Source organism: Psychrobacter sp. G, from assembly GCF_000418305.1.
Taxonomy (GTDB): Bacteria; Pseudomonadota; Gammaproteobacteria; order Pseudomonadales; family Moraxellaceae; genus Psychrobacter; species Psychrobacter cryohalolentis.
In genome coordinates, this window is record NC_021661.1 from 538,300 (window position 1) to 553,309 (window position 15,010).

At 42.9% G+C, this 15,010-nt stretch carries 11 protein-coding genes; 8 read left to right on the forward strand and 3 right to left on the reverse strand.

Annotated features, from left to right (window positions below):
* Both glnD and map read right to left on the reverse strand, forming a co-directional pair.
* Entirely contained in the window at positions 1–2,742 is a 2,742-nt protein-coding gene (glnD, locus tag PSYCG_RS02250; protein WP_020442773.1) for a [protein-PII] uridylyltransferase, read from the reverse strand.
* A gap of 173 nt (positions 2,743–2,915) precedes the next feature.
* Entirely contained in the window at positions 2,916–3,707 is a 792-nt protein-coding gene (map, locus tag PSYCG_RS02255; protein ID WP_413771532.1) for a type I methionyl aminopeptidase, read from the reverse strand.
* 310 nt (positions 3,708–4,017) lie between these two features.
* Between map and PSYCG_RS02260 the strand changes: the two genes are divergently transcribed.
* The 6 genes from PSYCG_RS02260 to PSYCG_RS13175 all read left to right on the forward strand — a co-directional run bounded on the left by PSYCG_RS02260 (position 4,018) and on the right by PSYCG_RS13175 (position 8,838).
* A complete protein-coding gene (locus PSYCG_RS02260) occupies positions 4,018–5,073 on the forward strand; it encodes an esterase/lipase family protein (RefSeq protein ID WP_020442775.1) in 1,056 nt (351 codons plus the stop codon).
* Positions 5,074–5,224: 151 nt separating this feature from the next.
* Positions 5,225–6,337, forward strand: coding sequence for a lipase secretion chaperone (locus PSYCG_RS02265; RefSeq protein ID WP_020442776.1), 1,113 nt, complete (start codon positions 5,225–5,227; stop codon positions 6,335–6,337).
* Between the two features lie 347 nt (positions 6,338–6,684).
* On the forward strand, positions 6,685–7,173 hold the full coding sequence (locus tag PSYCG_RS02270; RefSeq protein ID WP_020442777.1) for an META domain-containing protein: 489 nt from the start codon (positions 6,685–6,687) through the stop codon (positions 7,171–7,173).
* 241 nt (positions 7,174–7,414) lie between these two features.
* Complete coding sequence (locus PSYCG_RS02275; RefSeq protein ID WP_020442778.1) at positions 7,415–8,437, forward strand: PD40 domain-containing protein; 1,023 nt, start codon at positions 7,415–7,417, stop codon at positions 8,435–8,437.
* 29 nt (positions 8,438–8,466) lie between these two features.
* A complete protein-coding gene (locus PSYCG_RS13170; protein WP_010196547.1) occupies positions 8,467–8,637 on the forward strand; it encodes a DUF2256 domain-containing protein in 171 nt (56 codons plus the stop codon).
* Between the two features lie 51 nt (positions 8,638–8,688).
* A complete protein-coding gene (locus PSYCG_RS13175; RefSeq protein WP_020442779.1) occupies positions 8,689–8,838 on the forward strand; it encodes a DUF2256 domain-containing protein in 150 nt (49 codons plus the stop codon).
* Positions 8,839–8,926: 88 nt separating this feature from the next.
* Here PSYCG_RS13175 and metH read toward each other — a convergent pair whose 3' ends face one another.
* Positions 8,927–12,742 (reverse strand): methionine synthase, encoded by a 3,816-nt coding sequence (metH, locus tag PSYCG_RS02280; protein ID WP_020442780.1) that lies wholly within the window; start codon positions 12,740–12,742, stop codon positions 8,927–8,929.
* 554 nt (positions 12,743–13,296) lie between these two features.
* Between metH and PSYCG_RS02285 the strand changes: the two genes are divergently transcribed.
* Together PSYCG_RS02285 and PSYCG_RS02290 are read left to right on the forward strand one after the other, a co-directional pair.
* On the forward strand, positions 13,297–13,851 hold the full coding sequence (locus tag PSYCG_RS02285) for a fasciclin domain-containing protein (protein WP_020442781.1): 555 nt from the start codon (positions 13,297–13,299) through the stop codon (positions 13,849–13,851).
* Between the two features lie 339 nt (positions 13,852–14,190).
* Positions 14,191–14,793, forward strand: coding sequence for a fasciclin domain-containing protein (locus PSYCG_RS02290; RefSeq protein WP_011512819.1), 603 nt, complete (start codon positions 14,191–14,193; stop codon positions 14,791–14,793).
* Positions 14,794–15,010 lie beyond the last annotated feature (217 nt).

The following is a 15,010-nucleotide window of genomic DNA, read 5'->3' on the forward strand; positions in this document are numbered from 1 at the left end:
CTAGACTCTATCATTACGGACACTAAGACTGTCTATCAGTGCCGTTTTTAACGTCTTAAGTTTATCAGTGCTCAGTGCTTGATCATTTTGATCGCTGATATAAAACATGTCTTCTGCACGCTCGCCAAGCGTAGTAATACGCGCGGCATGTACCTCAATCTGCTGCTGCAAAAATACTTGTCCAACACGGGCAAGTAGACCTGGCTGATCAAGGGTCTCTAAGCTCATGATGTGCTGACTTGATGCATCATTGAACTCAAAATTGATCGTCGTTGCTACATCGAAATGTTTGAGCTGGCGTGGAATTCGTTTGTGCGTCAGTTTGGGCGCGGTAGGATTTTTAAAGGCATCAATCAGTCGCTGCTTAAGCTCTTGCTGGCTATCGCTATCGACCAGTAAAGTACCGCTACGGTCGAGTAGTACATAAGAATCCAACGCAAAATCACGGGTCGCTGTGATAATACGGGCATCCAATACATCAAGATTCATCTGATCGAATACGGCCATAGTCACCGCAAACAAATTGACCTGATCTTGGGTATAAACAAAAACCTGTACTGCATCAAGCGCCAGCTCTCGATGCTCACGTAGAACGACTAATGGCGGACTATCAGCATTTGACGCTCGACCTATAGGTGGATGATTCAAAATCGCTTCAGTATGCCATAAGATATCTTCTGCAATTTCACGCAAAAAATACTCATCGCCCAAATCATCCCACAATCTCAGCACCTCATCGCGATTCATATGCTGATTGTCGACGTTATCTAGCATTATCAGTGCTTGCTTGCGTGTGGCACTAATCATATCTTGACGATTGGTTGGGGCATCAATATCCGCCCGCAAAATACGGCGCGTTTGCGAATATAGTTGCTTCATAAGTGTCGCACGCCAGCTGTTCCAAAGTTGTGGATTAGTGGCGTTCATATCCGCGACGGTTAAGACATACAGATGGTTTAGATGGGTAACGTTACCCACCAAATCTGCAAATAGTGTCACAACCTCTGGGTCTGAGATATCTTTTTTCTGAGCTGTCATTGACATCAGCAGATGATAACGGGTCAACCAGCCAACCAGATTGGCGTCGGCAGTACTCATACCATGAGCCAAACAAAACTCAATCGACTCGATTTCGCCAAGTTGACTATGATTGCCGCCACGACCTTTGGCAATATCATGAAACATCGCCGCTAATACCAAAATCTCTTTGCGCTCAATGCGCTGAAAGATGGAGCTCACGAGCGGAAAATCTTCATAAAAATGCGGATCCGTAAAACGGTGCAGAATACGAATCAAAAATAAGGTATGGGCATCGACCGTATAACGATGGAACAAGTCATACTGCATCAAACCAGTAACTTGAGCAAAGGCGGGGATATAGTTGCCAAGCACGCCATAGCGATTCATGGTACGCAGACGATGAAAGAGATAATTCTGCTCTTTTAAATTGGCTAGAAACAAGGTTTGATGCGTAGGATTGTCGCGATAAGCCTGATCAATACCACGCGCTGCAATTTTTAGCGCGCGCAAAGTATGGGTACGGACATTCTTGATGCCATACTGACCCATAAGTAAAAACATCTCTAAAATCGACTCGGGATGCTGCGCAAATACTCTGTGATGCGCCATTGCGATTTGGTCGCCGACTTGGTTAAAGCGGGCATTAATAGGCTGTTTTTTTGGGCGTTCTTCATCAGGCAACTGTGCCTCGATAATGGTTTCGTAATAGTGATTGGTTAGCATTTCAGACAATGTTGATATTTGCATCGCACAGCGGTAATAATCGCGCATAAAGCGCTCTACCGCAGCATTTGGTTGATCATCTGTCTGGGTATCATAGCCCATCAGTTGAGCAATCTCACGCTGATAATCGAATAACAGCTTGTTTTCATTGCGACCAGTCAGTTCGTGCAGGTAGTGCCGTATCTGCCATAAATAGTTTTCTGAAAAGCTTAATTCATCGAATTCCTTTTCAGTCAAAAAGTTCTGTTGTACCAGATCATAGAGCTTACTGACCCGAAAATAGCGTTTGGTCACCCAGCCAATAATATGGATATCGCGCAGACCACCAGGAGCGGTTTTTATATTGGGCTCAAGATTATATTCTGTGGCATTGTGCTGTAAATAACGTGCTTTTGCCTCATCGATTTTTACATCATAAAACGAGCGCGGGGACCATTGATTGTTTACTATTTGGTGCGGGACATTTTGCAAGGCGTCATTGCCTATTAATAGGCGAGCCTCTAATAATGCACTGGCAATAGTATGGTCAAGCGCCGCCTCCAAGCAGTCACTGACGCTGCGTACTGATAACGCAGGCTCAAGTCCAATGTCCCATAAGAGTGCCACCAAGTTATCAATTTTACTACTGGTATCAGCGTCAATATCATGTGGCATCAGTAGCAAAATATCGATATCTGAATGTAGCGATAACTCACCGCGACCATAGCCACCAGTTGCAAACAGTGCCAAATCCGTCTTATCAAGCCCAAAGCATTTAAATAATTCGATCAATAAATCATCAATCACGCAAGCACGCGCGCTAACCAGTTGCCGGATATTGACGCCACGTTCGAGTGCGCGGCTGATATCGTCATTTATTTGAAGCAACCATTCAGGAATACCAAATAGCGATTTTTCTACCACGCTCGTGTCTGTTGATAAAGAGGCAGTTGTCATATTGTCTGCTGAAAACAAAGGCATCGGTGTCAAATCAATAGCGGTGACATCACAATTAAACATGAGATTTATCCAGTTAAAAGTTTGAAGTCTAGTTCAGTAAATAAGGATCGCTAAAAATAAAAAGCGATCAATAAGATGGAGAAAGTATAAAGATAAAAAACCATCAAGAATAGTGGGGGACAACCATTAATAATAGACGAAAAAAAAGACCGCCTAAGCGATCTTTTATTGTATTACTGAGTCAAGAAACTCAAATCTTCTTCAGGGCGCGTGGTGAATACTTCACAGCCATTATCCGTTACGACCATGGTATGCTCCCACTGGGCGGATAGCTTGCGATCTTTAGTGATAGCAGTCCATTCATCCGGTAAAATCTTAGTCTGCCATTTGCCTTCGTTAATCATAGGCTCGATGGTAAAAGTCATGCCAGTTTTTAGCTCAAAGCCCGTACCTTTTTGGCCATAGTGCATGACTTGTGGCTCATGGTGGAACTCATTACTGATACCGTGACCACAGAACTCACGCACGATACTAAAACGCTCAGGCTCAACCACTGCTTGGATAGCCGCACCAACGTCGCCCAAACGCGCGCCGTTTTTGACCACGCTCATGCCAGCATATAGGGCGTCTTGTGCTACTTTGCAGATACGCTGCGCCATGATAGAGCCATTGCCGACGATCCACATTTTTGAGGTATCACCATAATAGCCATCTTTAATCACGGTCACATCGATATTGATGATGTCGCCGTCTTTTAGCAATTTATTTTCGGATGGAATACCATGACAAACCACGTGGTTAATCGAGGTGCAGATAGATTTTGGAAAACCATTGTAGTTAAGCGGTGCAGGAATAGCTTGTTGCACATTAACGATATAATCATGGGCAATTTGGTTCAGTGCTTCAGTACTGATGCCCACTCTGACATGCTCATCAAGCAACACAAGGACATCGCTGGCAAGTTTACCAGCCACGCGCATTTTTTCTATGGCTTCAGGAGATTGGATAAGAGATTTTTTAGTCATCATCGTCGTACTTATAGTTATAGAATTTAGGTCATCAATTATAGCATAAACGCACAAGTTGCTGCTTGAATGCAAGTTATTGAATATTTCAATCATATCGATATTGACTGACTTTATATACATAAAAATGACTATAGAGTCATCATAATAGGCGTGTGAATGTCAAAAACCAGTTGAATGTTACAGAATATATAAGTATTGTAATTTTGTTTGCTAAATGATTTAGTAGCCCTCTATACCGCTTTGTGCAGGATGCAACAAACAAGGCATATAAAGATAGAATCACGTTTACGATAACAAGGATGTTGTTATGTTTATAAAACCCTCTCTCCGCGCTGTGCTAACACCAAGTGTAGCTCTACCGTCATTAGGTGCCATTGCCACCGGTATGCTTTTGATGACTATGCAAACCACCTCTGCTCAAGCATCTGGTCAATATTACAACTGTGCAAATGCTGACGGCTGCCAGCTCGTGAGTAGTCAGTACTTCACCTCAGATTATACCAAAACCAAATATCCAATAGTACTAGCCCATGGTATGGGAGGCTTTACTAAGATGTTCGGCTTGGTCGATTATTTTTATGGTATTCCTGAAACACTCATGAGCGGTGGCAGTCAAGTGTACACCACAAAAAGCTCTTCTTTTAATAATAGCGAAATTCGCGGCGAGCAGCTTTTACAGAAAGTAAAAACCATCAGTGCCATTTCAGGCAGCCCAAAAGTGAATTTATTGGGTCACAGTCAAGGCGGTATTGATGTTCGTTATGTCGCTGGCGTGGCACCAAAGTATGTCGCTTCTGTCACTGCTATTTCCAGTCCAGAACAAGGCTCAAAAACGGCAGATGCAGTGATGCAAACGCTTTCTGAGGATAGTTTGGTGACACAAGCGGTATCTGTTTTCTTACAGCTATTCGGTGGCGTTACGGATATTGGCTCAGGTACGAGCCCAACAGAACTTAATAAACAAGAAGCTTGGAATACAGCTGTCGCGTTATCAACTGATGGTGCTGCCAAGTTTAATGCTAAATTTCCTGCGGCGATGCCGACCAGCTATTGTGGTCAACCTACAAATACTGAAGTTAATGGTATCAAGTATTACTCATTTAGTGGCGTTGGGCAAATAACCAATGGTATTGATCCTAGTGATTATTTGCTCGCACTCACAGGGACAACCTTTGACAATGATCCCAACGATGGCTTGGTATCTGCCTGCTCAAGCCGACTGGGTTATGTGATTCGAGACGACTATAGTATGAACCACTTAGATTCAGCCAATCAAATTCTTGCCTTAACAGCGTGGGGACAGCCTGATCCAGAAACTTTGTATCGTGATCACGTCAATCGTCTGAAAAAAGCCAATTTATAACGTTCATAGACGAGTTAACAGATTCACAGCTCTTATGATTCATAGCTTTTATAGAAAAAGGGTCAATACTAAAATGACCCTTTTTCTTTATCCATTTTTATTTATCGTAAACCCCTACATAAACCGATTGATTAAATAAGATATTCTCGTTATGTCAAATAATCGCCGTTCACCCTTTTTGCCAGTCATCATCGCTGTGATAGTCGTGCTAGTAGTAGCGATTATTTGGTGGTTTAAGCCTAATGACAATAGTAAACTCTCTTCTCAAGCGGTTTCTACAGTACTCGACAGTCAAGCTAGCGCTAAATCTACAGACGAAGCGAGCTCTGATAGCGGCATGAGCAAAAAATCTAAGCAAAGTACGATTAAATTTACCACAGGACTTGAGAGTTTACCGCGCTCCTTGCAAGGTACTGATGTCGATGGCGAGATTATCATTGATGAAAACAAGCAACTGGTCGTTACTGAAGGCTTACGGCGTTTATTTGATTATTTTTTATCGGCACTTGGTGAAGAAGAGGAAGCAACTATCTATGCTCGCGTAGAGAGTTATATTCGTAGTCATACGCCAGAGCCAGCCGCCAGTCAAGCGCTTGCTATATTTGACCAATATGTGGCTTATCTCAAAGCCATGCCTGAGATTGAGAAAAAGTACGGTACTCTACAGTTGCAAGCGACCCAAAGTGGCGAGCTAGATTTAAACGTCGTCACTCAGCAAAAACAAGATGTCGCTAGATTGCGTCAACAGCGTTTTGATAAAGAAACCATTATCGCCTTCTTTGGTGCAGAAGATGAGTATGATGACTATAGTATGGAGATGGTCAGAATCAACCAAAATGCCCAACTGTCTGATGCGCAAAAAGAAGCTACAAGACAAGATTATATTAGCCGCATGCCAGACAATGCGACCAAAACCAACATTGCCCAGCAAGCCAATCTAAACGAGTTGATGACGCGTACAGAACAGATGCAAGCAAAAGGTGCCACGCCTGAAGCGCTATACAATATGCGTCGAGAGCTGGTTGGTGCACCAGCGGCAGCACGCTTAGCGCAAGTAGATCAAGCAGACGCTAGCTTTGATAAACGTTTTAATCAGTATCAAGCGCAAAAACAGCAACTTCTAAAACAAAGCGTCAATCAATCACAAACGCAATCACAAGCTCAAATCAATCAGATTGAAAGGCAATTGTTTAACGACTCTGAACGCAAGCGTTTAACAGGTTATGCCGCCCTGCAGCAGCAGAAAACTGCTGATATGAATTAACCAAAAGACAGGCTATAGGTGGGAATTTAAAGGCAAGTAAAAAGCTATAAACATAGCTTAATAAGTTTTGAAACAATAAATTTATTCTTAAGGATAGATTTATTGTGTGTTAGCAGCTCATAACTGGCTTAGCAAGGCATATTAGCAAAAATACCATAGAGTGGAACAAATATAGCGGTCATTGGTACTCAATCTATCATGATAGGCTTATGAAAAATGGGCATAATAGCCGCATTGTTTAGACTAAAGAAAACAACAAATTCATCAGAGCAAGCGCTACTGATTAAAATGATAAACAATGAGTATCTTACTTTGTATATTAATATTTGAAACCTCTAGGATTTTATATGAAAAATATGACCAAAATAATGATGGCTGCTACCCTTACTGTAGGTACATTGGCTGCTGGTTGCCAAACTGCTCCTATCGTAACGGCGCCTGTGACTCAACCAATTACTGCTAATGCACTACAAGCGTATGATTGGCAGCTTGTTGATGCCAAGCGTGCAAATGGTGACAAGGTCACTCAGTTATTCTTTGATCCAGCCAAACCACTTACCCTAAAATTCTTCAAAGACAACGGCAATGACCGTGTTGCGTTTGTCAATACTTGTAATAACATGGGTTCTAACTATAATGTTGTGAATGGCAATGTTGTATTAGGCAATGTTCTATCTACTATGATGGCATGCCCTGAGCCACAAGCTAGCTTTGATACAGCGACGCTTGCTACGGTACAAGGTAAATATAGCATTAGTACTAATGCAAACAACACGCCTATCTTGACCATCAAAAATAACAGTCAAGTTGCACACTTTAAAGCGGTTACTAAATAATAGAGACAGTCAGTTACTACCGTTATATTATAACCGTATATAAAAAATGCCTCACTTAGCAGTGGGGCATTTTTTCGTCTAAAATTTTTGTTTAAAAGAAGAGAACAATTTGCGTTACACTAGCGACATCGCTGTTCCTGATGACTTATATTTCATTTAGCATTTTTCTACTTGATATTATTAATAGTAAGTTGCACGTTTTAAATAGCTCATATCGAATGGCTCTATAGGACTTTATCTTATGTTAAAAACTGCTGTCTTAAAACAGACTGTTAATATTCGTAGTCTAAACAGTACTGTTCCTATTATCATGCTTTCAATGCTGGCGGTATTAACAGGCTGCCAGACCATGCCAACTGCTTTGTCCAAAGCGCCTAGCGCGATGGCTATGAATAATCCGCTCACTATTGGCATGCCAGCAATAGATCGACAAGGCTATATTGCTTATGTAGAGGAGCAAGGCGTGGGTGCTGCCAAGGTCTCGACGCTATATCGTATCCGCCCCGATGGAAGCGGGCGTCAATTGATTGATCAGCTAAATGGCTATATCTACGCGCCTACGTGGTCAGCGGATGGTCAAATGCTCGCTTATAGCAAACAAGCCGCGCATCAGCATCCAAAGATTTATATTTACGATGTCAAAAGCGGTAGTCATAATTTGGTCGTCAACGCAGAAGGCAGCAATTTATCACCGTCATTCTCACCCGATGGTAAAAAGCTGCTTTATAGCTCAACCGTTGGTGGCAATGCCGATATCTATGAGATGCGTTTAAGCGATGGCGATACCAAACAGCTCACCACGCTACCGAGTACTGAGGTGCAGCCAAGCTACGCCAGCGATGGACAAAGCTTTGTCTATACCAGTGATAAAGTCCGCGCTGGTCGCCCAAGCATTTATCGTTATAGCTTTGCCACGGGCAACGCCGCGCTGATATCGACGGGAGCCTATGCTGCTAGTCCTCAGCTTAGCTTAGATAGTCAACGTTTGGCATATCTTAATGGTCGCAAGGCGTCAGTAATGATGCTTACCACCAGACAAGTCATCAATCTGGCAGAAACGGGACTCGATGAGCCAGCGCGACTGTCGCCTTCTGGGCAATACGCCATCTATCCAACGCGTCAGTCAAATTTGGGTGGACAAGTAGGCGGTCAAAGCAGTCAAAGTGGCGGCAGCTTGGTTATCCATTCTCTAGAAGGGAATACCAGTTATGCAATTAGCAGTAAAACGGGCGGAGTAGTGCGCTCACCAATTTGGGGTCGTTAAGCGATTTTTTTAACTTAAAGGTAAATATCATGGCGCATAAAAAGAAGAACGTCCGCAAAAAACTCTGTCCTGTCTGCGAGCGCGAATTTAGTTGGACTAAAAAGTTGGATAAAAACTGGGAGAGCATGGTCTATTGCTCCGACCAATGCCGCCGCGTGAAGAAATATGAAGGATTGGATCATCAAAAAGAAGATAAATAGGCAGTAATAACTAACCATAGATATTAGATATACGGCACAAGGGAGCAGACGATGGCACACAAAAAAGTAAACTTACCGCAAAAAACCTGCCCCGTCTGCCAGCGTCCTTTTGCCTGGCGCAAGAAGTGGGAGAAGGATTGGGCACAGGTGATTTATTGTTCGGAGAAGTGTCGGCGGGGGAAAGATAAACATAGTGAATGAATAAAAAGCCAAATATCAATGTTTGATATTTGGCTTATCAATAATGATAAAGTTTGTATGCTAAATAGATATCTAAATCATTAGTAACCTACAAATTTGGATTCAACCACTTCTCAGCCGTCTTCATATCCCAACCTTTACGCTCAGCATAACTCTCTAACTGATCACGACTGATCTTACCGACGTTAAAGTACTCACTATCAGGATGTGAGTAATAAAAGCCGCTGACTGATGACGCAGGCCACATCGCATAGCTTTCAGTCAAGGTCGTACCGATAGCCTCAACCGTACCAAGCCATTCAAACAGTTTGCCTTTTTCCGTATGTTCAGGGCAGGCAGGGTAGCCAGGTGCAGGGCGAATACCGACGTATTTTTCTTTAATCATATCCTCATTGGTTAAGCTCTCATCAGCCTGATAGCCCCAGTATTCTTTGCGAATCAGCTCATGCAGATGTTCGGCAAAGGCTTCGGCTAAGCGGTCAGATAATGCTTGTACCATAATGGCATTATAGTCGTCACCAGCCGCTTTATACTTCTCAGCCAGCGCTTCTGTTCCAACGATCGAAACAGTAAAGCCGCCAAGATAATCCGTGTGCGTATCCGATGGTGAGATAAAATCTGCCAAGCTAAAGTTTGGCTTGCCGCTGGCTTTGTCACTTTGTTGACGTAAATGCTCAAATTGATATTCTGCTATGCCGCCCTTAGTCGGTGCTTTATCATAAACGGTGACGGTATCCGCGCCAGTACGACGAGCTGGCATGAGTTTAAACACGCCTTTTGCGACGATTAATTGCTCATCAATCATCTTTTGCATCAGCTCATTAGCATTATCGAACAAATCACGCGCCGCTTCGCCAACCACATCATCTTGCAATATTTTTGGATATTTGCCAGCAAGTCCCCAAGAGATAAAGAAGGGTGTCCAATCGATATAAGGCAGCAGGTTAGTGATAGGATAGTCGTCAAAGATCACTTGCCCTAATTTATTAGGCGTCGGTGGCACATAGTTGTCCCAATCATACTGAAAGCCAATCTTGACCGATTCGGCATATGTGACCTTCGCCGCCTTTGGTTGGCGCTTAGCCAGACGCTCACGCACCTTGATATATTCTTCGCGGGTTTCATCAATGAGACCTTGGCAATGCTCTTTTGACAGTAGCTTGGTCACTACGCCGACAGAGCGTGAGGCATCCGCCACATAGATGACACCATTGTTTTGGTATTGTGGTTCGACTTTGACCGCCGTATGTGCTTTTGAGGTCGTTGCACCACCGATCATCAATGGCAAAGTCATGCCACGCTCTTGCATTTGCTTGGCGACATAGACCATCTCATCAAGGCTTGGGGTAATCAGACCTGATAAGCCAATAATATCGACTTTCTCAGCTATCGCGGTATCAAGGATTTTCTCACAAGGTACCATGACGCCCAAATCGACAATATCATAGCCATTACAGCCGAGTACCACGCCGACGATATTTTTACCGATATCATGGACGTCGCCTTTGACCGTTGCCATGAGGATTTTACCTTTCTTTTCACCCTCGACTTTTTCCGCTTCGATATACGGATTTAGCCAAGCGACCGACTGCTTCATGACGCGCGCAGATTTCACGACCTGCGGTAAGAACATTTTACCAGCACCGAATAAATCACCGACGATGTTCATACCGTCCATCAATGGCCCTTCGATGACCTCCAGTGGGCGCGGATATTTCTCCCACGCTTCTTTAGTATCCGCTTCGATAAAAGTAGTAATACCTTTTACCAACGCATGAGCAATCCGTTCTTCAACGGTACCTTCACGCCATGTCATATCGACGGTGCTGTCTTTTTTCTTACCGCCATCTTGATAGTTTTCAGCGATGGTCATCAGCCGTTCGGTGGCATCTTGCCCAGTTTCGCCTTGATTGCGATTAAGCATCACATCTTCGATGGCATCGCGTGCCTCGACAGGAATGTCATCATATAGCTCAAGCATGGCAGGGTTGACGATACCCATCGTTAATCCGTTTTGAATCGCATGATAAAGGAATACAGAATTGATGGCTTCACGAATCGGGTTACCACGGAAACTAAACGAGACGTTAGAGACACCGCCTGAAACCATCGCATTGGGCAGATTTTCCGTAATCCATTTGGTCGCGTTAATAAAGTCGGCACCGTAGTTATTGTGCTCAGTGATACCGGTAGCAACCGCAAAAATATTCGGGTCAAAGATAATATCTTCAGAGGGAAAGCCCACTTCATCGACCAACACATCATAGCTGCGTTTACAAATCTGAGTTTTACGCTCAAAGGTATCCGCCTGACCATCTTCATCGAATGCCATAACAATAATGGCTGCACCATAGCGCATACAGAGCTTGGCACGCTCGACGAACTCAGCGTGACCTTCTTTTAATGAGATAGAGTTGACGACACATTTACCTTGGGTGCGTTTAAGACCTTCTTCGATAATGTCCCATTTCGATGAGTCCAGCATCAACGGTACACGGCTAATATCTGGCTCGCCTGACACCAAGTTGACGAAGTGAATCATCGCTTGTTTAGAGTCAAGCATCCCTTCGTCCATATTGATATCGACGATTTGCGCGCCGCCTTCGACTTGGTCACGGGCAACGTCAAGCGCCTCAAGATAAGCTTCGGTTTTGATTAGGCGTAAGAATTTCTTCGAACCCGTGACATTGGTACGCTCACCAACGTTGACGAATAGACTGTCTTTATTGATGGTAAATGGCTCAAGACCAGATAAGCGGCAGGCAGGCGGAATCTCAGGAATGATGCGCGGTGGGTACTTTGCTACCATATTAGCGATTTGACGGATATGCTCAGGTGTTGTACCACAACAGCCGCCAACGATATTTAAGATACCAGCTTTGGCAAAGCCTTCAAGCAGTGCAGCAGTTTCATCGGCAGTTTCATCATATTCACCAAACTCATTGGGCAGACCGGCATTAGGATGCGCAGAGACATAAGTATTGGCAATATTCGATAGCGTTTGGATATGCGGACGTAGGGCATCAGCACCCAAGGCACAGTTAAAGCCAACGGATAGCGGTTTGGCATGGCGAATCGAGTTATAAAACGCTTCCGCCGTTTGCCCAGATAGCGTACGACCTGACGCATCTGTAATCGTCCCTGAAATCATAATTGGCAATTCAAATCCGATATCATCAAACACGCCTGTGACGGCAAAGATTGCTGCTTTGGCGTTAAGCGTATCAAAAATAGTCTCAATCAAAATGAGATCAACGCCACCTTCCATTAGCGCCAAGGTTGCTTCGCGATAGTTCAGCACCAGTTCATCAAAGGTAATATTACGAAAGGCGGGGTCATTAACGTCAGGTGATAGCGAGCAAGTACGCGATGTCGGACCAATAACCCCAGCGACAAAGCGTGGTTTTTCTGGATTCTTCGCAGTGTATTCGTCAGCGGCTTCACGTGCGATTTTAGCAGCCGTTTTATTTAGCTCAGGCACGAGATACTGCATATCGTAGTCTGCCATCGACAGCCGCGTACCATTAAAGCTATTGGTCTCGATAATATCAGCGCCAGATTCCAAATGCGCCAAATGAATCTCTTTAATCATATGTGGCTGCGTCAGCACCAATAAATCATTATTGCCGCGGACATCTTGCTTGATATCAGCAAAGCGCTCACCGCGATAGTCCGCTTCCTCTAATTTATAGTTCTGAATATGCGTGCCCATGGCGCCATCGAGCATCAAAATCCGTGCTGCCATTTGCTCCGTGATACGTGCGCGTGCGGTTAGCTGCTGATCCTTATAAGGGAATACAGCAGGCGGCGTCAATATAAAGTCATTGGGATTAGCATTTGGGTTACTGGCGTCAGTTAGATTGGTTAAAGAAGTATTAGTTTGAGAACGGGCTGTTGGAATCATAGGAGCGCTGCTTATAGAGTCAAAGTTATAAAAAAGAAGAGGAAAAAGTCGTTATAATTTTTAATAGAGAAGACGTTAAAACCATCAATGCCAGTAAAAAATAGTAAATAAATACAGATGATTTTAGCAGAAAATATATTGCCAATGTCAGGTTATCAAAGTCTATTGCATAAAGCGTGTGAGCACAAATGAATATCATTTATCCTTAGGGTTACAGAAAGCTTTACTTATGATTATAAACGTAAAAGTATCACTTTATAATGCAAATACAGATTACATGCCCACCACAAAAAGTAGCGTAAATAGCCGTTTACGCCACTTAAGGATATGTTAATTTAATTTCAGAAGGATTGATGTTTCATAAGCAGTGCTTATTAGTAAGGATTGATGATTTTATTTGCAAGTTTGCCTATATATTATTTTTCATGGGTAATCATGCATTATCAAATCAGTGATTATATCGTTAAGCGTTGCTGCTAGGGAAAGCCAATCTCATCTGACATACCAGATAAAAACCAACAGATTATAGATATTTACTCATTAAGGATAATATTATGAAAATCATCAAAATCGCTGCTATTGGTACTTTAGCTGTTTCAATTGCAGGTCTAAGTGCTTGTAACAATATGATGCCAGCCAAAAGCGCTCCTATGAAAGCGCCCATGCATAGCCAATCAATGGCAAAAATGAATGTAGTACAAATTGCCCAAAGCAATCCTGACTTCTCTGTACTCGTAGAAGCTGTCGTTGCCGCTGATTTAGCGGGCGCGCTCTCTAATCCTAATGCCAACTATACGATTCTTGCGCCAACCAATGCTGCCTTTATGCAAGCGTTACAAGAAAATAACATGACCAAAGCACAGCTCTTTGCCAATAAACCACTATTGACTAAAATCTTAAGCTATCACGTGATTAACGCCGCAGCACCTATTTATGCCAAGGATGTTAGACCAGGCAATATAACTATGTTAAGCATGGACACGCTTATGGTCACAGCCCAAGGCAAATTGATGGATGAAAGTGGACGTACAGCAAATCTCTTAAAAACGGACATTACTGCCAGTAATGGTGTGGTACATGTGATTGATAGAGTTCTAATGCCTAGATAGTCTTTTGGCAAGGTTTTATAAACTAGCCATTATATGCGTATAAGATCAATCGTTTAAGAGCTGTTCTACGCAGCTCTTAAATTCGTTATAGATTTAGATAACGAAACGCCTGTGTTATATACGTGATTGCTACAGTGCTACTACCTAAGAATATATCAATTAAAAATCAATCAGTTAATATTGTAGATGATTTCAGATAACGTCCCTTTAAAGAATGTCATATTCTAAACAGTATTGTGCATTTTAAAAAAACTGTTTATGCAAAAATTATTACTTATCGAATCAGTACTTATCAAATTTTTATTCACTCAATAGTTATTAATATCAAAGGAATGTCTTATGTTAAAAAAGAACTTACTATCTATCGCCGTTGTGGCGGCAGCAATGTCATTAGCAGCTTGTAACGATAAAGAAGTCGTTGCTGAGCCAGTTGAGCCAGAAGCAACCACTGATGTAGTCGTTGAGCCAGAAGTCGCAGCTGAACCAATGGTTGAAGCGGATGTTGCCCCTGAAGCAGCAGCTACGCAGACTATTGGTGAGATGGCAGCTGGCAATAAAGACTTGACCATCTTGACCGCTGCACTACAGGCAGCTGGGCTTGATTCGATGCTGATGGCTGAAGACAAGTACACAGTATTTGCACCTACTGATGATGCCTTTGCTGGTTTATTGACTAAGTTGAACATTACCAAAGAAGAGTTACTTGCTGATCAAGCGACGCTAAAAAGTGTGCTTCCATACCATGTCGTACCTATGGTTGTAAAAGCCGCTGATATTCCTTACGGTACTGCGATTGAAACGGCGAATGGTCAAACCATCACGATTAGTGATGCCAATGTCATTACAGATTCAAATGGTAATACCGCCAATATCGTTGGCACTGATATGATGGCAACCAATGGTGTAGTGCATGTAATTGATACAGTTTTATTGCCTAAATAAGTTTTGGTTAATAGACTTACTAAGTCTTTCTTGTAAACAGTAAATGATGTAAAAATACCTAAAGCCCAGCCATTGAGTTGGGCTTTTTGCTGCCTATTAATTGCTGCTAATAATTTGAGTCGATGCAATGTAAAAGGAATCCAGTAGTGGCTTATAACATTTGTATTTCTTTTATTTAGGACCGAATATAGTAGAAAAGAGACAAGAGCGCACATAC